At 69.3% G+C, this 18,156-nt stretch carries 21 protein-coding genes and 2 tRNA genes; 13 read left to right on the plus strand and 10 right to left on the minus strand.

All coding sequences use genetic code 11. The features are described from left to right. From GVV04_RS14345 to GVV04_RS14395, 11 genes are all read left to right on the plus strand, one after another. Positions 1 to 693, plus strand: a complete 693-nt coding sequence (locus GVV04_RS14345) for a beta/alpha barrel domain-containing protein (protein WP_161688457.1) — start codon at positions 1 to 3, stop codon at positions 691 to 693. Continuing rightward, positions 693 to 1,460, plus strand: a complete 768-nt coding sequence (locus GVV04_RS14350) for an HAD family hydrolase (RefSeq protein ID WP_161688458.1) — start codon at positions 693 to 695, stop codon at positions 1,458 to 1,460. The genes GVV04_RS14345 and GVV04_RS14350 overlap by 1 nt, the downstream gene beginning before the upstream one ends. Beyond that, positions 1,457 to 2,260: a hypothetical protein gene (locus tag GVV04_RS14355; RefSeq protein WP_161688459.1), complete on the plus strand. Its 804-nt coding sequence runs from the start codon at positions 1,457 to 1,459 to the stop codon at positions 2,258 to 2,260. Before GVV04_RS14350 ends, GVV04_RS14355 begins: the two co-directional genes overlap by 4 nt. Continuing rightward, the gene (locus tag GVV04_RS14360; RefSeq protein WP_161688460.1) at positions 2,257 to 3,363 is read left to right on the plus strand and encodes a hypothetical protein; all 1,107 of its coding nucleotides are present in this window, start codon (positions 2,257 to 2,259) and stop codon (positions 3,361 to 3,363) included. Before GVV04_RS14355 ends, GVV04_RS14360 begins: the two co-directional genes overlap by 4 nt. Next, positions 3,360 to 4,238, plus strand: coding sequence for a nucleotidyltransferase family protein (locus GVV04_RS14365; RefSeq protein ID WP_161688461.1), 879 nt, complete (start codon positions 3,360 to 3,362; stop codon positions 4,236 to 4,238). The genes GVV04_RS14360 and GVV04_RS14365 overlap by 4 nt, the downstream gene beginning before the upstream one ends. Next, on the plus strand, positions 4,238 to 4,795 hold the full coding sequence (locus GVV04_RS14370) for an AAA family ATPase (protein ID WP_161688462.1): 558 nt from the start codon (positions 4,238 to 4,240) through the stop codon (positions 4,793 to 4,795). The genes GVV04_RS14365 and GVV04_RS14370 overlap by 1 nt, the downstream gene beginning before the upstream one ends. Then, complete coding sequence (locus GVV04_RS14375; protein WP_161688464.1) at positions 4,792 to 5,601, plus strand: inositol monophosphatase family protein; 810 nt, start codon at positions 4,792 to 4,794, stop codon at positions 5,599 to 5,601. Before GVV04_RS14370 ends, GVV04_RS14375 begins: the two co-directional genes overlap by 4 nt. A gap of 14 nt (positions 5,602 to 5,615) precedes the next feature. Beyond that, positions 5,616 to 6,284, plus strand: a complete 669-nt coding sequence (locus tag GVV04_RS14380) for a dTMP kinase (RefSeq protein ID WP_161688466.1) — start codon at positions 5,616 to 5,618, stop codon at positions 6,282 to 6,284. Between the two features lie 94 nt (positions 6,285 to 6,378). Further along, entirely contained in the window at positions 6,379 to 7,326 is a 948-nt protein-coding gene (locus GVV04_RS14385) for a phosphotransferase family protein (RefSeq protein WP_268926280.1), read from the plus strand. 110 nt (positions 7,327 to 7,436) lie between these two features. Continuing rightward, the gene (locus GVV04_RS14390; protein ID WP_161688468.1) at positions 7,437 to 8,516 is read left to right on the plus strand and encodes a glycosyltransferase; all 1,080 of its coding nucleotides are present in this window, start codon (positions 7,437 to 7,439) and stop codon (positions 8,514 to 8,516) included. Positions 8,517 to 8,565: 49 nt separating this feature from the next. Then, positions 8,566 to 9,354, plus strand: a complete 789-nt coding sequence (locus GVV04_RS14395; RefSeq protein ID WP_161688470.1) for an HAD family hydrolase — start codon at positions 8,566 to 8,568, stop codon at positions 9,352 to 9,354. Between the two features lie 341 nt (positions 9,355 to 9,695). Here GVV04_RS14395 and GVV04_RS14400 read toward each other — a convergent pair whose 3' ends face one another. The 9 genes from GVV04_RS14400 to GVV04_RS14440 all read right to left on the minus strand — a co-directional run bounded on the left by GVV04_RS14400 (position 9,696) and on the right by GVV04_RS14440 (position 15,304). Then, positions 9,696 to 10,532, minus strand: a complete 837-nt coding sequence (locus GVV04_RS14400) for a hypothetical protein (RefSeq protein WP_161688472.1) — start codon at positions 10,530 to 10,532, stop codon at positions 9,696 to 9,698. A 158-nt stretch (positions 10,533 to 10,690) separates the two neighbouring features. Beyond that, positions 10,691 to 11,002 carry a hypothetical protein gene (locus GVV04_RS14405; RefSeq protein WP_328822387.1) on the minus strand — a complete coding sequence of 104 codons (312 nt, stop codon included), beginning with the start codon at positions 11,000 to 11,002 and terminating at the stop codon, positions 10,691 to 10,693. Further along, complete coding sequence (locus GVV04_RS14410; protein ID WP_161688474.1) at positions 10,995 to 11,132, minus strand: hypothetical protein; 138 nt, start codon at positions 11,130 to 11,132, stop codon at positions 10,995 to 10,997. Before GVV04_RS14410 ends, GVV04_RS14405 begins: the two co-directional genes overlap by 8 nt. Positions 11,133 to 11,264: 132 nt before the next feature. Continuing rightward, the gene (locus GVV04_RS14415; protein ID WP_235966218.1) at positions 11,265 to 11,513 is read right to left on the minus strand and encodes a hypothetical protein; all 249 of its coding nucleotides are present in this window, start codon (positions 11,511 to 11,513) and stop codon (positions 11,265 to 11,267) included. 56 nt (positions 11,514 to 11,569) lie between these two features. Next, positions 11,570 to 12,424 (minus strand): PfkB family carbohydrate kinase, encoded by an 855-nt coding sequence (locus tag GVV04_RS14420; RefSeq protein ID WP_161688476.1) that lies wholly within the window; start codon positions 12,422 to 12,424, stop codon positions 11,570 to 11,572. A 32-nt stretch (positions 12,425 to 12,456) separates the two neighbouring features. After that, entirely contained in the window at positions 12,457 to 13,950 is a 1,494-nt protein-coding gene (locus tag GVV04_RS33110) for a helix-turn-helix transcriptional regulator (RefSeq protein ID WP_328822388.1), read from the minus strand. 315 nt (positions 13,951 to 14,265) lie between these two features. Continuing rightward, positions 14,266 to 14,338: transfer RNA gene (locus GVV04_RS14430), tRNA-Arg, on the minus strand. A gap of 35 nt (positions 14,339 to 14,373) precedes the next feature. Then, a tRNA-Ser gene (locus tag GVV04_RS14435) sits at positions 14,374 to 14,464 on the minus strand. 471 nt (positions 14,465 to 14,935) lie between these two features. Continuing rightward, positions 14,936 to 15,304: a hypothetical protein gene (locus GVV04_RS14440; RefSeq protein WP_161688478.1), complete on the minus strand. Its 369-nt coding sequence runs from the start codon at positions 15,302 to 15,304 to the stop codon at positions 14,936 to 14,938. A 37-nt stretch (positions 15,305 to 15,341) separates the two neighbouring features. Between GVV04_RS14440 and GVV04_RS14445 the strand changes: the two genes are divergently transcribed. Continuing rightward, a complete protein-coding gene (locus GVV04_RS14445; protein ID WP_201753554.1) occupies positions 15,342 to 16,001 on the plus strand; it encodes a hypothetical protein in 660 nt (219 codons plus the stop codon). A 75-nt stretch (positions 16,002 to 16,076) separates the two neighbouring features. Here GVV04_RS14445 and GVV04_RS14450 read toward each other — a convergent pair whose 3' ends face one another. After that, positions 16,077 to 16,847 carry a CPBP family intramembrane glutamic endopeptidase gene (locus GVV04_RS14450; RefSeq protein WP_161688480.1) on the minus strand — a complete coding sequence of 257 codons (771 nt, stop codon included), beginning with the start codon at positions 16,845 to 16,847 and terminating at the stop codon, positions 16,077 to 16,079. Between the two features lie 143 nt (positions 16,848 to 16,990). Between GVV04_RS14450 and GVV04_RS14455 the strand changes: the two genes are divergently transcribed. Continuing rightward, the gene (locus tag GVV04_RS14455; RefSeq protein WP_161688481.1) at positions 16,991 to 18,109 is read left to right on the plus strand and encodes a globin domain-containing protein; all 1,119 of its coding nucleotides are present in this window, start codon (positions 16,991 to 16,993) and stop codon (positions 18,107 to 18,109) included. Positions 18,110 to 18,156 lie beyond the last annotated feature (47 nt).

An 18,156-nucleotide genomic window follows, 5' to 3' on the forward strand; every position in this document is an offset into this window, starting at 1 on the left:
ATGACGTCTTTCCTCGACACGCTGCCGACCGACCGGCTCCTGCTTGACGTATCCCTATGGTCCGCCGACCTGTCGGCACTGGGGGCCGAGGCCGCTCGGGTCAGCCCCTACGCCGATCTGCTGCACATCGACGCCTCCGACACCGTGTTCGTCCCGCAGCCGCTGTTCTTCCCCGACTTGGTGAGCGCCGTCCGGGCGCACACCAGCCTGCCGTTGCATGTGCACCTCATGGCGCACCATCCAGCCCAGCTCGCGCAGGCGTTCGTTGACGCCGACGCAGACCTGATCACCGTGCACGCAGAAGCCCGAGAGGCCACCGACGCCATCGACGTCATCCGCGCCGCCGGCCGAGCGGCCGGGGTCGCCCTGACCCTCGACACCCCGCCAAACGACGTGGCCGACATGCTCACGGCAGCGGACGCCGTCGTCCTGATCGGCACGCCGCTGGGCACCAAGGGCACCTCCATGGACCCGGCCGCCGTTGCCCGGATCGCCGACACCCGGCACCTGCTGCACGCGGCGGGCCGATGTGTCCCGATCTTCGCCGACGGCGGGATCCGCCGGGACACCGTGGCACCGCTGGCCGACGCCGGCGCGACGGGCGTGGTCCCCGGATCCTTGCTGTGGAGCAGTGGTGATCTTGCGCAGACCGCCGCGTGGATACGCAGCCAGCGTCCGGGACGGAGCCGATGATGACCGCCGAAGCCCTGCCGGGGTGGACCGTCAGTCTCGACCTGTGGGGAACGCTGATCGACCACACCGACAAAGGCGCGGTCGCCGACTGGCGGGTGGCGGAGTTCGCGCGAGTCTTCGACGCGTTCGGGCACCGCCGTACGCTCGATGAGGTTCGCGCTGCCGTCAGCGCCACAGACCGGGAGGTTCTGCGCCAGCAGCGGCGGCACGGCGTTCAGCCGGTCCTGGATGACATGCTCGCAGCGATCCGGGGGCCGCTCGGCATTCCCGACACGCCACAGATGGCCTCGGTGCTGCGCGTCGTGCACACCCATGCCGCCCTGCGTGGGTGCCCGCAACCACTGGAGGGCGCTGTCGAGGCACTCACCGCGCTGAGCATGAGCGGCGCCCGGCTCGTGCTGACCTCCAACACCCTCGCGACCTCGGCCGAGGTGCACCAGCAGCTCCTCGACGACCTCGGCCTGTCCGTGTACTTCGCAGACATTCTCTTCTCCGGAGAACTCGGTATCGCGAAACCGCACCCCGGCGTGTTCGCCGCGATCACCGCTCGGGCGCAGTGCCCGCCGGAGCGGGTGTGGCATGTCGGCGACGACCGCCTCACCGACGTCAACGGGGCGCTCATGGCCGGGTGCCGAGCCGTGCATTACCGGCCGGACGGCGAGGCCGCCCAAGGCGACGTTCCCGTCATCACCCATCTCGGTCAGCTCATCGACCTGCTGGCGACCGCATGCCAGACGGCTGGCGACGGCATCGTGGAGCCGTCATGACCCCCGCGATGTCCCGCACCGCTTCACTGCTGACGCCGCTGCGACCTGCCGGCCCCGGAACCGAATACCGGCTGTCGGACCTGCTGCAACGGCACCGGGCTGGCGACGCGGTGTTCGTCACCGACGATGTCGTCGGCTACTGCGGCGGCCACGACCCGCTCCTGTATACCGCGCACCGCGACGTGCTCCTACCGCGGACGGCCTGCGATACCGACTGGTTCGCGGACCTGGTCGAGTACCAGCCGGGCCAGCTGCCCGGAGGAGAGCTGATCCGCTCCACCGGGCACTGGAACACCCCGAAGCAGCTCGAAATCTTCCAGACGCTGACCGGGCGGGTCCTGATGCTGGCCGCATGGCGCACCAACTCGGGTGAGCCGGTCCTGACCTGTCAGACGTGTGATGCCGGGGAAATGGCAGTCATTCCCTTCGGTGGCTGGCACCTCACCCTTGTCCTCGACGGCCCCGCTGCGGTGTTCAACTTCTACACCGACCTCCCAGCTGAGACCGCACCACCGCACCAGGCACCGGCGGCCGGCGATCGAGGCAAGTATCGGCGAGCGGCACCGGTCGAGCTCACCGCGGTACGTGCCAGGGAGGGATTCGCAATCACCGGGTCCGCCGACAGTCTGGCCGTCTGGGGTGCCGCACAACCGGTCTCGGAGCCGGCCTGGCTGCGTGGCATCGTCGCCGGCACAAGTCTTCCGGACTTCTACCGCAACGCCGACAGCGCGACGCTCGCCGCCCTGGTCGCACACGCGCGCCACCAAGTACCTGTCTGCCACCGAACGGATCCTCGATGACCACACCGAATCCCACTGCAACGGCCGACACGGCGACGTTCCGGTGCGCTACCGCGTCGGTCACGCTCACCACCGACATCGCGGGCGTCCTGGAGGAGGCCCGGAAGATCCTCTACTCCTACGACGAACTTCCGGGCAGCGGCGGTACCTGGCAGGTACACCTGAACTACGACCCGGACGTCGTCAAGAATCCAGGTGCGCACACCGACGGGGACGAGTTCGACATCGGGCCGCAGACGTACGCGTACCGGCACCACGGTTCCCTCCAGAACGTGTTCTGGGTTCCGGCCCGGCGCACCCTCTTGCACGCTGACCCGGCCGCGAAGGTGATCTGCGCCTGGTGTGACGACGTTTCCGCTGCTCTTGACTGGGCACCGCGGCTGGTTCGGCAAGCCATGACCGCGCAACTGCTGGCAGCCGGAATGGTTTACGCCCACGCCGCCGCCTTCACCTATGCCGAGCGTGGCGTCCTGATTGCGGGCAACCGCGGTCGGGGCAAGACGACGACGCTGCTGGCGAGCCTGCACCATCTCGGCGGCGACTACTCGACCAACGACCGGCTCATGCTCCACGCCACCGGCGAGCGCCTGCACGGCTATCCATGGCCGATGCCGCTGCGGGCCGGGATCGGCACCCTCACCGCCCTGCCGCACCTGCGGCACCTGGTCCCGCCGCAGCAGCAGACGCTGCCGGCCGAGAAACGGTGGACGTTCCCTACCAAGATCGTCGTGGAGCCGCCTGCCTTCCCGGCACTGATGCAGCCCGGAGCGACCGTCGCCCGCGACCTGAGCGTCTCGATGATGCTCTGGCCGCAGCTCGACCCAGCCAGAAGCGAGGTCCAGGTCGAGCGGGTCGACCCGGACGAGGTCACCGACACCTTGAACAGAACCCGCATGTTCATGCACGACCTGCAGCGTGGCGCCAGCGCCCACACCAACCAGTGGCTCGCCGCAGCCCCCAAGGACGCCATCGTCTACCGGAATGTGGAGCAGGCAGCCGCAGTCCTGGCCGAACAGCCCTGTTTCCGCATCCGTGCCGGCGCCGACCCGGTCGCGCTGGCCGCCGCCGTCGGCCGGCTGCTCCACAACGAGGTAGCCGGATGAACGCCACAGAACTCGTCCAGAGCTTCTTTCCCGACACCACCGGCTGTCCGCGCGTGTACCGGCTGTTGCGGGCGGCGAGCGAACCGGCTCACTGGGAACTCGGCGAGATGCCCGGCCCGGACGATATCCATCCCTTGGGCGAGGTGCTGGAGTACGTCATCAACGCCAAGATGACCTGCCTGTTGGCGGACTGGCTCAGCCGACACCACCACACCCAGAGCTTTCCCCGGCCTATGCAGCAGTTCCTGCGTGGGCAACTGCGCCTCAACGCCCACCGATCGCGAAAGCATCACCAGGAAGCCGCAGCGATCATCATCGCGCTGCACGACCACGATGTGCCTGCCGCAGCGATCAACGGCATCGCCCATGCCGCCCTGCTCTACCCCGGCGCAGGCGTCCGGCAGTCCAGCGACGTCGACATCCTCATCCCCGCATCCGCGGCGGCCACCGCCGCGGACGTGCTCACCCGCCGCGGCTACTACAGCACTGGCCGCAGCCCCACGACCTTGCACCGCGACTTCGACGACCCCATCGTGCCTGGGCTCACCCTCGACCTGACCACCCGGCTGGCCCACACCGGCGACGACGCCACTATTCACACGATTCTCGATCGGCGCATACCCGCACCCAGCAGCGGTGAACACCAGGCGCCGCTGCCGGTCCTGCACCGAGACGACGGATTCCGGCACACCCTGGCCCGCGTCGCCTCCCAGCGCCGCTGGCCCGCGCTGGCCGATGCGCTGCACTACGCCCTCGACGACACCGACCCACAACCAGCCACCGCCCTCGACAAACCGTCGCGGGCGGGCTGGAAAGTCATCCGCTCCTGCTGGCCTCAACTCCCGCAGGACACGCCTCTGGCAGGGGGCCACTGATGATCGTGCAACTGACCGGTCTACCCGGCACTGGCAAGACCACGCTCGCCACCAGCCTCGGCCGGCACTTCGGCGGCCGCTGCCTGCTGCTGGACAAAGACCTCGTACGCGCTGCCCTGTACGGCCCGTCCGGGCAGGTCACCTACCAGCGGGAACAGGACGACTTCGTCGTGTCCCTGCTGCATCTGGCCGCCCGGGAACGGCTCACCCGCGACCCGGACGCCGTGGTCGTCCTCGAACGCACCGGCACCCGCGCGTACCAGCTCGCCGACGTCACCCACCTGGCCACCACGCTCGGCCAGCCCTTGGCCGTCATCTCCTGCTGGTGCCCCGACAACGTTGCCCGCGACCGGCTCGACGCCGACCGACGCGGCGGCACCCACCCCGCAGGCAACCGCACCTTCAGCCTGTACCAGCAGTTGCAGCAGTCCGCAGACCCGATCACCGGTCCCGCATTGCGGCTGCGGACCGACACCTCCGCCGATGAACTGCTCGACGCCGCGATCGGCTACCTCGACCAGCTGAACACCACCCGATCGGAGGCAGCCGCCCGATGACGCGCCAGCTCGCCGACCTGCTCGATATCGCCCGCGCTGCCGTGCAACTCGGGACACGAGTCCTAGAGACGGCCGCCGTCCGGAAGGTCACCTCCAAAGGGCCCAAGGACGTGGTTACCGACCTCGACCTGAGCATCGAGCAGCAGATCCTCGCCTTCTTGGAAGAGCGAACCCCCGACATCGACCGGTACAGCGAGGAGGCAGGCGGCGACCCGGCTCGGCCGCGACGACGATGGGTCCTTGACCCGATCGACGGCACCGTCAACCTCGTCCACGGCCTGCCGCTCTATGGTGTCTCCCTCGCCCTCACCGACGGTGTCCGGCCATTGCTCGGCGTGATCAGCCTTCCCACACTCCGCCGTACCTACTGGGGAGCCGCTGAACTCGGCGCTTGGTGCAACAACCAAGCCATCGCACCGTCCGCGACGAGGAACCTTGCCGAGGCCGTGATCGCCATCGGCGACTACGGCACAGGCGACGACGCCGACGAACGCAACGCCGTCGCCATCGCCCTGCACGCCGCCTTGGCCCCGGCCGCCGGGAAGGTCCGCATGCTGGGCTCCGCCGCCGTGGACCTCGCCTTCGTCGCCGACGGAACCCTCGACGCCAGCATCACCCTCGGCAACCGGGACTGGGACATGGCTGCCGGCGTCGCGATCGCCCTAGCAGCTGGCGCGAGCGTCACCGACACCGGCGGCACGCCCCACGACCTCGCCTCTCGCACCACGATCGTCACCGCACCCGGACTGAGCGTCGCGGTACTCGACACACTGCGCCAGGCAACCGCCGGCACCACGTACGCCTGAACAAGGAGATGCGGATGCTCATCGGATTCGAAGGGCTGCCCGGCGCCGGCAAGAGCACCCAGTCCGGCAAGCTCGCCGACTTCCTGACCCGACAGGGCCTGCCCGTCAACTACCTGCCAGACAACCTGACCCGTGACGCCGACCCGCTCGGCCGGGCGCTGCTGACGCTGTTCGACTCCGGTGATCCGTTCTCTCGACACGAGAACGTCGTCACCGACACCCTGCTCGGCGCAGCGATCCGCGCGGACACGTACGCCACCGACATCGCGGGTCCACTCATCGACGGCAGCACCGTCATCGAGGACCGCGGAATCCACACCCTCTACTCCTACAGCCTCGCCCGGCTCCTGCAGCAGCACCACATCGTCCCCACCGACGCGATCGCGTGGCTGCGCAACGTCGGGTCCTTCGCCGGCCCCGCTGCGGTCCGGTCTGTATGGCTATACCTGCCCGCCGACGATGCCATCGCCCGCGCGGAGCTCCGGCAAGGTCACCCGTACACCGCGGAGCAGCGCGCCTTCCTCCGGTTCGTCCACGATGCGTACACCGAACTTGCGCAAGCCGATCCCAGCTTGCATCGAGTCAACGTCACCGGACTCGACGCCCAACAGACACATCACGCGGTGCTCGCCGACCTGTCCACCGTGCCGACCTTCGCCGCGAAACTCGCCACCACGGCGTGACACGACCGGCGGCGTCGCGAGACCCACCGCGTAACCAGCTACTACGGTCGGTGCCGTCCATCAACCCTCGATCACCTTAGGAGCCGAAGACAGCATGACTGCCCGATCCCACGAGGCCCCCCAGGACTTGCTCGCTGCACTCCGGCAGGCACGTACGCGTGGAGGCGAAGCCCTCAGCGACTCCCTGGCCACGCTCGGCGTACGCCCCCTTACCGGAGGCATGCAGAACGATCTCTACCGCTGGACGTCGCCGGATGGCGACGACACCGTGATCAAGTTCTACACCAAGACGGACCGGCGCCGCGCCGAGCGCGAATGGGCAGCACTGAACCTCATCGAGCCGCAGCACCTCGGCACCGTCCCGGTCCCACTGTGGCTCGACCCGGCCGAGGTCGAACCCGCCCTCGGGATGACCGTACTGCACGGCACTCCGCTGCTCGAAGCACCCGACCAGCTCCATGCACTACGCGGCCTCGCCCGCACGACGACGCAACTACAAGCGGTACCGCTGTCCGGGCTGATGGCGGGGCTGCCCCGCATCGACAGCGGCGAACACTACCTGGTCCGGTTGACCCAGGCATGGCCCAAACTGCTCGAGGAACAGGCCGACGACCCACTCGCGCCCGCCATGCAGCAACTGCTTGCCGCCTGGCATAGCAGCGGCGACGCCGACGTGGTCATCGAGCAAGACGAGCCGGTCCTGTCCCGCGGCGACGCGAACCTGCTCAACTGGCTCCAGACCGGCGACGGTGCTGCCTGCGTCGACTTCGAATACGCCGGATTCAGCAACCAGGCGTTCGACGCCGCCGACCACATCGAGCACATCAGCGCGCGCGATGTACCCGACGAGGTGTGGGTGAAGGTACTACCCGATCTCGGCGTCACGGACGCCAACCACAAGCGATTCGCTGCGAATCAGCGCACGTGCGCTCTGCGGTGGCTCGCCGTCCTATGGAAGCAGCGGGTTCGCCGTCGCGACGAGTTCGCCCGGCAGCACGAACGCGTCGACATGCTTTTCGGTCCCTCCAACCCTTACGCCTAGCGACTGCTGGCCCAGCCCTTAACGCGCGAACCTGATTCGAACTCAGATAGGCGGTGACGGCTCCGCAATTCCTACAGAACTCGTCTTCGAATTTCGCGTTCAGGAGCCCCATGAAAATCGACATCGCGCACCCCGGATACCTGACCGTTCAGCCGTCCGACCTGACGACGAAAGGCGTGGGCGGAAATGAGACAGGCATGATCCTGTCTTCCCGCCGACTCGCCGCGCGAGGCCATGAAGTGCGGGTGTACGCCGACTGCCCGCGCGTCGAGGACTTCGGCGTGCAGTGGCTGCCACTCACGGAACTAGCCGAGGATGAGTACCGGGATGTGATTATTTTTTGGGTGCGAACCAAGAGGATCGAGCCGGGTCGATTCAATGCGCCAGTGCGAGCGGCGAAACTTGGACTGAAGACGCCCAACGGCAGCCTTATCAGCCAAGTCGTCGCTGGCGACGTCAACCTCCTGATCGCCTTCTCGGATTTTCAACGCAACCTTTATATCGACGATTTTGGTTACCCACCGGATGCAGAGTGGGTTGTCACAGCCGACGGCCTGAACACGTCGGACTACGCCGAACAGTCGCCCAAGGTAGCAGGCCGGTTTCTGCATGCCGCGAACCCGAGGCGCGGCCTGGAACCACTGCTGGACATGTGGCCCTCCATCCGCGAGGCGCATCGGGACGCCGAGCTGTTCATTGCATCGAGTCACCTACTGCGAGGCATAACAGCCGAGGAAGACCTGCGTCGTGCCGGAGCCCTGTACAAGCGCGCAGAGTCGATGGCATCCGAGGGCGTGCACTACCTGGGTCGCCTAGCCAAACCCGACCTCATCAAGCTCCAACTGACGGCTCAGTTCTACCTGTACCCCACGACGTACCCGGAGACCTGCTGCATTGCAGCCATGGAAGCAGCCGCTGCCGGAGCAGTGATCATCTGCTCGCCGGCCGGGGCCCTACCGGATCGAGTCATCGACGGCGTCACCGGCTGTCTGATCGAGGGGGATCCCGCAGATCCCATCGTGACCCAGGCCTTCGTAGACAGGGTCACCGCATTGCGATCGGACCCGACCCGGCTGACACATATGGCGCAGGCAGCGAGGGAGTTCGCCGCCACTAGCGACTACACGGAGGTGTTGCCCGTTTGGGAACGCGCTTTCAGTCGCATACTCAAGTCTTCCCCTCGCGGCTGACCCCGAGTCCGGCACGTATTCGGAGGGGGTGTGAGTGCACTTGAAGGTAATGATCCTGGATCTCGACGACACTCTGATCGACGACGTCCGGGCCGCGAGAGAAGCAGTCGTCCATACGCTTTCGACTGTCGCCTTGCCCAACGATGTCGAGACGACCGAACTGGCCCTGCGGTTCATACGGAAATTGTGGAAGGCGCACCCTCACCGGCACACCGGCCCGCTTGCCCACGTCAGCGGCTGGGAGGCTCTTTGGCTACCACGCGAGAACACCGGACTTCCTGAACCTGTCATCGAGTCGCTGCGCCAGCATGAGATCCGGGTCTGGCGCGCGATACTCGACTCGCGTCGGGGTGACCTGGACAAGGCGAGCACCGCAGTGCGCGCGTACCGGGTGTTTCGACACGAACACGTCCGTTCGCTGCCGGGCATCCATGCCACGCTGAACCTTCTCCGTCGAAACCATCGACTCTGGCTAGCCACCAACGGCTTGCCGGCCCACCAGCGCCGGAAGCTCTCCGGGGCGGCGCTCACGGGGTTCTTCGATCGGATCCTGGTCTCTGGCGAGGTAGGTGCCGCGAAGTCGAACCCCGTCTTCGCGTCCGTCACCGGGCGAGCTTTGGCCCAGGACGAGCTTGGTGTGTGCCTCGTGGTCGGTGACAGCGTCACTCAGGATCTTGGCCTGGCCAGTAACGGCGGTTGGGCGGCGGCCCACATCTGCCCGGCCGGATGGTGCGATGCCACGGTCGCAAGCCGCGAAGCCGCTGTCACGCATGTTCCTTCTCTGAGCCACGTCGTTTGTGAATGCCCGCCTCCAACGCTTCGCGAACCCTCGCTGTGAGGGCACGCCACACGGATTAGGGCTCGGGTGCCGCCGGTCGGGTTGATTCGGGGTCGATGCCATGGCGACGGGCCGGCAGGTGGCCGAGGTGCTTCGCCTGAGCCTCGCCACCGAGGCGCCGGATCGAACTGTGCGCGCGTTGGACGCCCGCCGTATATTGCGATCACGCCAGCGGGTTGACGGTACACGTGGTTCCCCGAACGCTCCGGCCGCCCACGTAGCAGGTCGGCGGTGCTCCGTGGGTGCTCGGACACTTCCTGTCCTCGCCCTGCTCAGATCCCAAAGTAGATCAGGTGTCTCACATCAGTGTCTGCGGCGTCCGATGACGCCCCGCCTGGGAGTCAGTGCGGGCTGATCGACCAGATCCCGATGGCGGTCACCTGCACCAGGGCTGGGGCCTGCAGCGGGAGGGTTCCGGCGTAACCCCCGATCTCGTTCACCAGCAGGTCATCCACTCCCGTGTCCAGGCTGTAGATCTTCACCACGAAGTTGCTCTGCCCCTTGGAGTGGGTGATCCGGGCGGCATCGGCGTCCCCACCCAGCAAGATCACGTCGTCGCCGCGCCCGGTGGCCTTGCCGAGGGTCGCTTTCGTCGCCATCTTCTCGATGGTGCCGATGGTCAGCGTCCAGTCGCCGCGCGCCTCCACCTCGAACTGGGTGGTCAGCGCGTCGTCCTCCAGGTTGATCCACATTTTGCCCGTGTACGAGCCGATCTCGTTCACCATCAGGGTTTCGGGGCCGTCCGACTTCAGGACGGTGTTGCGGGTGCAGCGTGGGCAACTGAACTTGACGACCAGCAGTTCGGTCAGCTCGCCGACCTTGACCACGTCGTCACCCCGCCCGCTGTAGACCTTCGGCTTCGGTGCGGGAGCCGCGCTGGTCGGTGCCGAGGCGCGGCTCGGACTCACGCTGAAACTCGGACTCACGCTGCCCACGGCAGGCTCGTCCGTATCGCCTATCAGGGTGGGGACGGCACAAATTCCACAGCAGAGCATGACCACGGCCGCGACCCCACCGATGATCCATGGCAGCCGCTTGCGGACGCGCACTTGCGGCGGCTGGTCGGGGAGAGGCGTGGTGGGACTGGTCAGGTCGGCGCCGGCCTGCGCTACCGCCGACGGCAGGCCGGCCGGGGCCGACACCGCCTCCGGCGCGACCAGCGCCTCCGCGGACACCACGGTGACGTGCTGGATGTTGGTCGCGTGGTCACCTGTGGACACGATCCCGGAGACGCTGCCCACCGTGATCGCCCTCCACCCGCCCGACGGGATGGGATCACCTGTCGGCGTCGCCGGCTCAGCGGGCCGGGGTGACCGACCGCGCCGTTTCCACCAGGTCACCGGTGCTGGATGTTCGTCCCGCTGTCGCCGGTCGAGACGATCCCGGTGACGTCACCCGCCACAACAACCGATCCCGAGCCGGCCGGTGGCGTGGGCACAGTCGACGGCGTAGGCGTGGGCGTCCACGCCGGAGACAGCACGACGGCGGTGACGGCAACCAGCAGGCTGGCGACGCCGGCCAACCAACTGGCCACCTCCACCCCTCGCAGACCGAACAGCACCGCAGCCACCACTAACCCGGCGGCGACTCCTCCACCCACTCCGACGATCACCCAGCGTCGCGAACCCATAACCACATCATCAACCACGCAGCCAGCACCACCTCACCCGGGTCGGGCAGGTGACCAGGGCTCCCGGCACGCCCGGCGGGAGCACCACCGCGTACGGGTCGTCGGGCAGCCAGCCCACCGCAAGTGATGCGCAGGGAAGCGCGGACAACCGGCGAACGTGGGCGCGGGTTAGTCAGGGCACCGTGTCGGAGTAGACCTCGACGTCGTAGAGCAGCCGTACTTACGGCGGCCGTTGGTGACGCCGACGAAGACCGGGTCACCGGCCGGGTCCGCCCCTGAGCTAGAGCGAGCGGGTCAGGCCGGCGACTGGCCCCAGGAAGGAGTACGTCGCCAGCCCGACGAGTGCCTGCGCTTCCCAGGCGAGCACGGCATGGGCCAGGGGCGGGTCACCGAAGAGCGCCTCGTTGATCTGACGGATCCGCACGGCGCGGGGCTCGACCTCGGTTCTACCGTAGAACGTGTCCAACTCTTCAAGAAGTGCGGCGATCGCATCGACATGGACGGGTTCGGCGGCCACGACCGTAGTCACGACTGTGTCCTTCCTGTCGGGTCTTCACCTTGAGCATTCGGGACGCTTCTGGTTTGCTACCGCTGCACGCCGCTGCTCACGAAGGTCGTCGCGGCGGCCACCCCGTCGGCGATCGCGTGGGAGAGCGGGAACTGGTGGGCGAGCCGCGCGGCGATAGTGCCGAGGAACGTGTCGCCCGCTCCGCTGGTGTTGATCACGTTGACGTGTGGTGCGGGCACGAGCGCGGTGTCGTAGGCGTCGCTGTAGGCGGCACCGCCCGGGCCGGCGGTCACCACAGCCGCGCCGGGGCCCAGTTCGCGGAGTTCGCGTGCGGCGACCGTCGGGTCGTCGTGGTGGCGACCGAGTATCGCCGCTGCCCCGGCTTCGTTCGCCACGAACAGGTCCAGTGGGGCCAACGCGGCCGCCCCGAGCGTGGAATGCGGTACCAGGTTGCCGATGAGCATCTGCGCACGGCGGTGTCGGAAGACGGCGTCGACGGCGTCGGGTGGGAGATCGAGTTGGGTCACCACGACCGAGACGTGCAGCCCTGCGAGTCTGCTGCTTACCTGCTCGCCGGTGAGTTCGGTGTCCGGGGTCCGCGCGAGGATGATGCGGTTCTCGCCGTCGGGATCGACCTCGATGAGCGCGATTCCGGTCGACGCCGACGGCACGAGGTGGAAGCAGAACACGTCAACGGCCGCGTTGGTGAGGGTTCGGTGCAGGAAGGTGCCCCAGTGGTCGTCGCCGACGTTGGCGATCAGGCTGGCGTGCGCGCCTGCCCGGCTGGCGGCCAAGGCCTGGTTGAGGCTCTTGCCGCCGGCGGTGGTCGTCGCTGGAGACGAGGCGAACGTCGTGCGGCCAGGAACCGGCGGTCCGGGGATCCGCACAGTGATGTCGATGTTGGCGCGGCCCACGACGGCGACATGCGGCACACCCGACACCTGCGCCGGTCCAGGCGAGTGGCTCATCCGGCCGTGGCCAGTTGGTCAAGCAGATGTCGTACATCCCGCTGACTGCGGAAGGGTTCGAGCTGCCGGGCCAGGGCGGCGACGTCGCGGCGGATCCGCGCCGAGCCCGTGGTGGTCGCCACCGTCAACGCTTCAGCGGCTACCGTGGCGGCGTGGCCGGGCTCCGAGGCCGCGAGGTACGCGTGCGCGGTGCGGGAGAGGTACACGCCCCGCTCGCGTCGGTAGCGCTCGGGCCACTCGTTGACGGCCGCCGTGAAACTGCCGATGGCCTTGTCGGGCTGCTGGAGACGCAGCCACCCCTCACCTTCCTGCGCCGCCAGGTAGGGGCGGGTGCAGAACGAGCCGAGAGAGTCATCGCCGCTGGTCGGCGAGGCGTCCGCGACGAGTGAGTGCGCGCGCTCGATCGCGGCCTGGAATGCACCAACGTCTCCCTGGACAACGCTGCCATGCGCCTGCTGGACCGCGGCGAAGGCGCGCACGAGCGCAGGCGTGTCAGACAGGCGGAACGCCGCCCGAGCCAGAGCGGCAACACGGTCCTCATCACTGGTGCGGACCATCCGCTGCGCCTTACGGGCCAGCACGTAAGCCCAGAACTCCTGATCATCGGCCTCCTGCGCCAGGCTTCCCGCACGGTCCAGCCACCGCTCGCCGGCCACACGATCTCCCAGGTCATCGGCGAGCCAACCCGCGAACTCGCTCCACCGCGCCTGTGTACTGACCAGCCGGTCCCGAAGCTCCCCGCGCGCCTGCCGACGCAGAGCGGCGATCAGCGCGATCTGCTGCTCGACGGTAGACAGGACCGTAAGGCCGCCGAGCCGGTCGTCGGCTCGCACGAGGAACGCGCGAAGCTGCGCGAAGTAGTCCACGACGGCGGGATCGACAGCCGACGAGCGAGGAACATCCATGGCGGTGACAGCCGGCAGCGTCATCACCCCGGCGGCGAGTTCCAGCAGAGCCCTTCGACTCACCCGCAACGACACCACCCGCCCATCGGACATGGCCGCAAGGTTAACGACGTCCTCATCACCGACGTCCTTACCGCCAGCCACCACGACGTCGGCGAGCTGCGCGGCTGTAGTCAGACCACTCGGACCGCCAGGCTCGCCCACGGCACCGACGTCGCCTGGCAGCCTCCCCGCCTCAACAGCCGGAACACCACGTACACCAGCCGGGGGCACGCGATCCTCGACTTCGCCCCACCGCGCACGCTGCGCCGCGTCAGCTCTCTCTTGATCAAGCTGCTGCTTGAGACGACGATAGCCGTCATAGCCCGCCAGCAACTCACCGCCAGCTCCCAGGGCCAACTCACAACGCTGCCAGAAGACCCGGTCCGGGCACTGCCGCCCAGTCTCCACGCCAGCGATCGTGGTCCGGGAAACCGGCACCCGCCCCGCCAACGCCAACTGGGTCAACCCACGCGCGTTACGCCACCCCGCGAGCCTCGCACCCAGCGCCCGTCTCGCATCGTCCACCCGCTGCGGATCGATCACCAAGCCCGCCCCTCCACAACGCCACATGGGCACGACAGCCACATTGACGGGAAGCGACGTCACCCTAACCGATCACGACAAACCCGGCCAGTGATCGCCGACAGCCACCACCGCATCCCAGCATTTGAACCCGGAAGCCGACAAGCCACACCATGATCAAAACCCAACCGCACAGGACAATCCTCGGCCGGACGGGCACGGACGCAAGGGATGCTCGTCGCACGAGCACCCACCGAGCACCCAACCGACCACAAGGGACAGAAAAACAAAGGGGCCTGCCTGCCATTCCGGCAGGTCAGACCCCTGGTGATCTTGTGCGCCCGAAGGGATTCGAACCCCTAACCTTCTGATCCGTAGTCAGATGCTCTATCCGTTGAGCTACGGGCGCTTGCTGCTCGACCAGTCTACACACCGGCTTTCGCGCGGAGACTCCGGGATTCGAACCCGGGAGGGGCTTTAAGACCCCAACCGCATTAGCAGTGCGGCGCCATAGACCAGACTAGGCGAAGTCTCCGTGGTGGCCCGTAAGCCACCGCGCCCGAGGATACAGCCCCGAAGCCGTCCGGAGCAAAGCGACTACCCGAGCGCCTCCCGCCCCCGCCCGCGCGGACGACCGGGGGCGGGGGCGACGACGCGTACCGTCCGGGACGCCTTCCCGCTGTGCGGAGTCGAAATCACCGCTACGCTCCATCGATATGGAGGAGCAGCCGCCGAGCGACCCGCCCCGTCCCACGCCTGCTGGGGGCACACCCCGCCGCCGTTCCCCACGCGCGACCTTCACACCGCCTACACCTGCGGAGCCCTCCCCGGTCCCGGCCGAGGAAGCACCCACGGGCGCCCTGAGGCCCCGGCCCCGCCGCACCAAGGCGGCTCCCACGGTGCTCTTCCGACCGCCCGACCCCGAACCGCCGGCGTCGTCGTTGCCGGGCCCGAGGTCCGCTGCGGATCGGCCGATCCCGGCCACCACCGACGCTGCCGAGGTGGCTCAGCCGGCCGGGGCCACGGCCGGAGAAGGTGACCAGTCGCACACCGGCGCCGCAGACGCCACCCAGGCGGCCCGGAAGGCGACCGCTCGGAAGGCGACCCGGCCGCCGGGGGCAGTCGGGACGGCCCCGGCCGAGGAGGTTCCGAGGGCGACGCCGACCAGGAAAGCCGTAGCCACGAGGGCGACGCCGACCAGGAGAGCCGTAGCCGCGAAGAAGGCCACGGGAGGCACCACCGGCACCGCAGCGGCGAAGAAGGCCACTCCCGCCCGGAGGAGGACCGCCGACCCGGCGCAGCCGGCCTCCCCGGAGCCGACCGCCACCGCCCACCCGCCCGCGGCGGGGACCAGCGCCGCGAAGGCCGCCGACACCGGGGCGGGGACGGCGGGGACGGCGGGGTTGGCGGGGTTGGCGGCTTCCGCGCGTACCCCGGAGGGTGGCCTGCGGGCGACGGCCGTGCGGGTGCTCGACCACCCGGGCTTCGCCCCGGAGCTGCTGGCCCTGACGGCGGTCCGGGCGCTGGGGCCGGGGGCGCGTGACTGGGCGGCGTCGCTCCGGGACGTCTACCCCGACGCGACGCCGGACGGGCTGGCCCGGCTCGCGACCCGACGGTTCGTCCGGCTGGCGGCGGCGGGCGGGGCGACGGCGGCGCTCGCGGGCCTGTTCGCGCCGGTCGCGGAGCTGGCGGCGGTGCTCTGGACGCAGGCCAGCCTGGTGCTGCACCTGGCGGCGGCGTACGACCGGGATCCGGCCGACCCGGAACGGGCGGTGGAGCTGCTGGTGCTGACCCGGGTGCATCCGGACGCGGAGAGCGCCCGGGTGGCGTTGGCGGCGGCGGAGGCTGCGGCGACCGACCCGGTCGAGCAGCCGTGGCCCCGGGTGGGTGAGGCCGCCTGGCGGTTGGCCGCGCCGCTGGCCGCGCAGGCCGGGGGGTGGCTGGGGCTGCGGGTGGCGTCCCGGCTGGTGCCGGGCGCGGCGGTGCTGGCCGCCGCGGTGGGCGGCTCGGCCGCCGCCGAGCGGCTGGCCGCCCGGGCGGTCGACGCCTACCGGCCACCGCGCGCCCGCTGACGGCAGCGCCCACCGGGTGGGCGGGGCGGAGCGGAATCGACGTGTGGCGCGGGCGTCGGGTTGCGGGGCGGCCCGTCAGAGCCAGTCGAACCAGGACCTCGGCAGGAGGGCGTAGCCGACGAAGGCGACCACGTCGAGCAGGGTGTGCGCGATGATCAGCGGCAGCACCCGCTTGGTGCGTAGGTAGAAGAAGGAGAACACGACGCCCATCACGGCGTTGCCGACGAACGCGCCGAAGCCCTGGTAGAGGTGGTAGGAGCCGCGCAGGACGGCGCTCGCGGCGATCACCGCGCCGAGCCGCCACCGGAGCTGGCGCAGCCGGGTGACCAGGTAGCCGACCACGATCACCTCCTCCAGCACGGCGTTCTGCACGGCGGCGAGGATCAGCACCGGGACCGCCCACCAGACCGCCGGCAGGCCGGCCGGGACGAGGGTGGCGTTGACGCCGAGCTGCGCGGCCACCCAGAACAGCGCCAGGCCGGGCAGGCCGATGAGCGCCGCGAGGCCCGCGCCCCGGGCCAGGTCGGAGCCGGGCCGGCGCAGGTCCACCCCGAGGGTACGGGCGGGGTCGCCGGGGTCGCGCGCCAGCAGGTGTACGGCGAGCAGCACCGGCAGCAGCGCGAAGACGATGCCGAGGAGCTGGTACGTCAGGTCGAGCCAGGGGCGGGCCGACTGGGAGGTGTTCAGCGCGGCGGTCTGCTTCGACAGCGGCCCGTCGGCGGTCAGCTTCGCGATGATCGACACGAGCGCGTAGACCGCCGACTGCCCGAGCGAGAGCCCGAGCACCAGCAGCGTCTCCGTGCCGAGGACCCGGCGGGACGCCGGCCGGTTGAGCTCTACGGTCACCGCACCACTGTGCCCGACTCCGACGGCCGGCGGGACAACGGGCCGAGGGGCGGTATGAGGGGATCGCACATTCTGTGCGACCGGCACGCACGCTCCGTGGACATTCTATGGGGGCCCGATCCGCCGTCAGGAGGAGGAGCGTCTTGGACAACGTCGCGCGGCTGCTGAAGGAGAGCTGGACCCTGGTCGAGGAGGACCGGGACCGGTTGAGCGGTCATTTCTACGCCCGGCTCTTCCTCCTCGACCCCGCGCTGCGCCCGCTCTTCCCGGCGGAGATGACCGGCCAGGGCGATCGCATCCTGGACGCGATCGTCACGGCGACCCAGGTGGTGGACGACCCGGAGAGCTTCGACGAGTACCTGCGCTCGCTGGGCCGGGACCACCGGAAGTACCACGTCGACTCGGCGCACTACGAGACCATGGGCGTCGCCCTGCTGGACGCGCTGCGCAGCACCGGCGGGGACGGCTGGAACCTGGAGTACGACCAGGCGTGGCGGGACGCGTACGCGGCGATCGTCGAGAAGATGCTGTCCGGAGCGGCGGCGGACGAGAACCCGCCGTACTGGCACGCCGAGGTGCTGACCCACGAGCGGCACGGCCCGGACACGGCGGTGCTGACCGTCCGCGCCCTCCAGCATCCGCTGCCCTGGCGGGCCGGCCAGTACGTCAGCGTCGAGGTCCCCCGGCACCTGCCCCGGGTGTGGCGGACGTACTCGGTGGCGAACGCCCCGAACGACGACAACGTCCTGGAGTTCCACGTCCGGACGCCGGCGGGGGCGGGCTGGGTGTCGGGGGCGCTGGTGCGCCGTACGAGGCCGGGGGACCTGCTCCGCGTCGCCGCGCCGATGGGGTCGATGACCCTGGACCGCTCCTCGGAACGGGACATTCTGTGTGTCGCCGGCGGAGTCGGGTTGGCCCCGATCAAGGCGCTGGTCGAGGAGTTGGCCGGCTGGAACCGGACCCGCTGGGTGCACGTCTTCTACGGTGCCCGGCACGCCGACGACCTGTACGCGCTGGACGGGCTGCGGCAACTGGTGACCACCCACCCCTGGCTCTCGGTAACCCCGGCGTGCAGCGCGGAGCCGGACTTCGACGGGGAGCGGGGCGACATCTCGGAGGTGGTGGCCCGGTACGGCCCGTGGACCGCCCACGACTGCTACGTCTCGGGCTCGGCCCGGATGGTCCGGGCGACCCTGCGGGCGCTCGCCGGGGACGACGTGCCGCCGCCGAACATCCGGTACGACACCTTCGGCGAGCTGTAGCGCAGCGACGTACGCATCCGGCGAGTACGCCGGGCCGCCGAATACGC

This window comes from Micromonospora rubida, assembly GCF_009908295.1.
Classification (GTDB): domain Bacteria; phylum Actinomycetota; class Actinomycetes; order Mycobacteriales; family Micromonosporaceae; genus Micromonospora; species Micromonospora rubida.

Coding starts and splice junctions, on each gene's coding strand:
- GVV04_RS14355 (WP_161688459.1), top strand. CDS start 1,457: ATGACCCCCGCGATGTCCCGCACCGCTTCACTGCTGACGCCGCTGCGA.
- GVV04_RS14350 (WP_161688458.1), top strand. CDS start 693: ATGACCGCCGAAGCCCTGCCGGGGTGGACCGTCAGTCTCGACCTGTGG.
- GVV04_RS14370 (WP_161688462.1), top strand. CDS start 4,238: ATGATCGTGCAACTGACCGGTCTACCCGGCACTGGCAAGACCACGCTC.
- GVV04_RS14360 (WP_161688460.1), top strand. CDS start 2,257: ATGACCACACCGAATCCCACTGCAACGGCCGACACGGCGACGTTCCGG.
- GVV04_RS14390 (WP_161688468.1), top strand. CDS start 7,437: ATGAAAATCGACATCGCGCACCCCGGATACCTGACCGTTCAGCCGTCC.
- GVV04_RS14395 (WP_161688470.1), top strand. CDS start 8,566: ATGATCCTGGATCTCGACGACACTCTGATCGACGACGTCCGGGCCGCG.
- GVV04_RS14345 (WP_161688457.1), top strand. CDS start 1: ATGACGTCTTTCCTCGACACGCTGCCGACCGACCGGCTCCTGCTTGAC.
- GVV04_RS14380 (WP_161688466.1), top strand. CDS start 5,616: ATGCTCATCGGATTCGAAGGGCTGCCCGGCGCCGGCAAGAGCACCCAG.
- GVV04_RS14375 (WP_161688464.1), top strand. CDS start 4,792: ATGACGCGCCAGCTCGCCGACCTGCTCGATATCGCCCGCGCTGCCGTG.
- GVV04_RS14385 (WP_268926280.1), top strand. CDS start 6,379: ATGACTGCCCGATCCCACGAGGCCCCCCAGGACTTGCTCGCTGCACTC.
- GVV04_RS14365 (WP_161688461.1), top strand. CDS start 3,360: ATGAACGCCACAGAACTCGTCCAGAGCTTCTTTCCCGACACCACCGGC.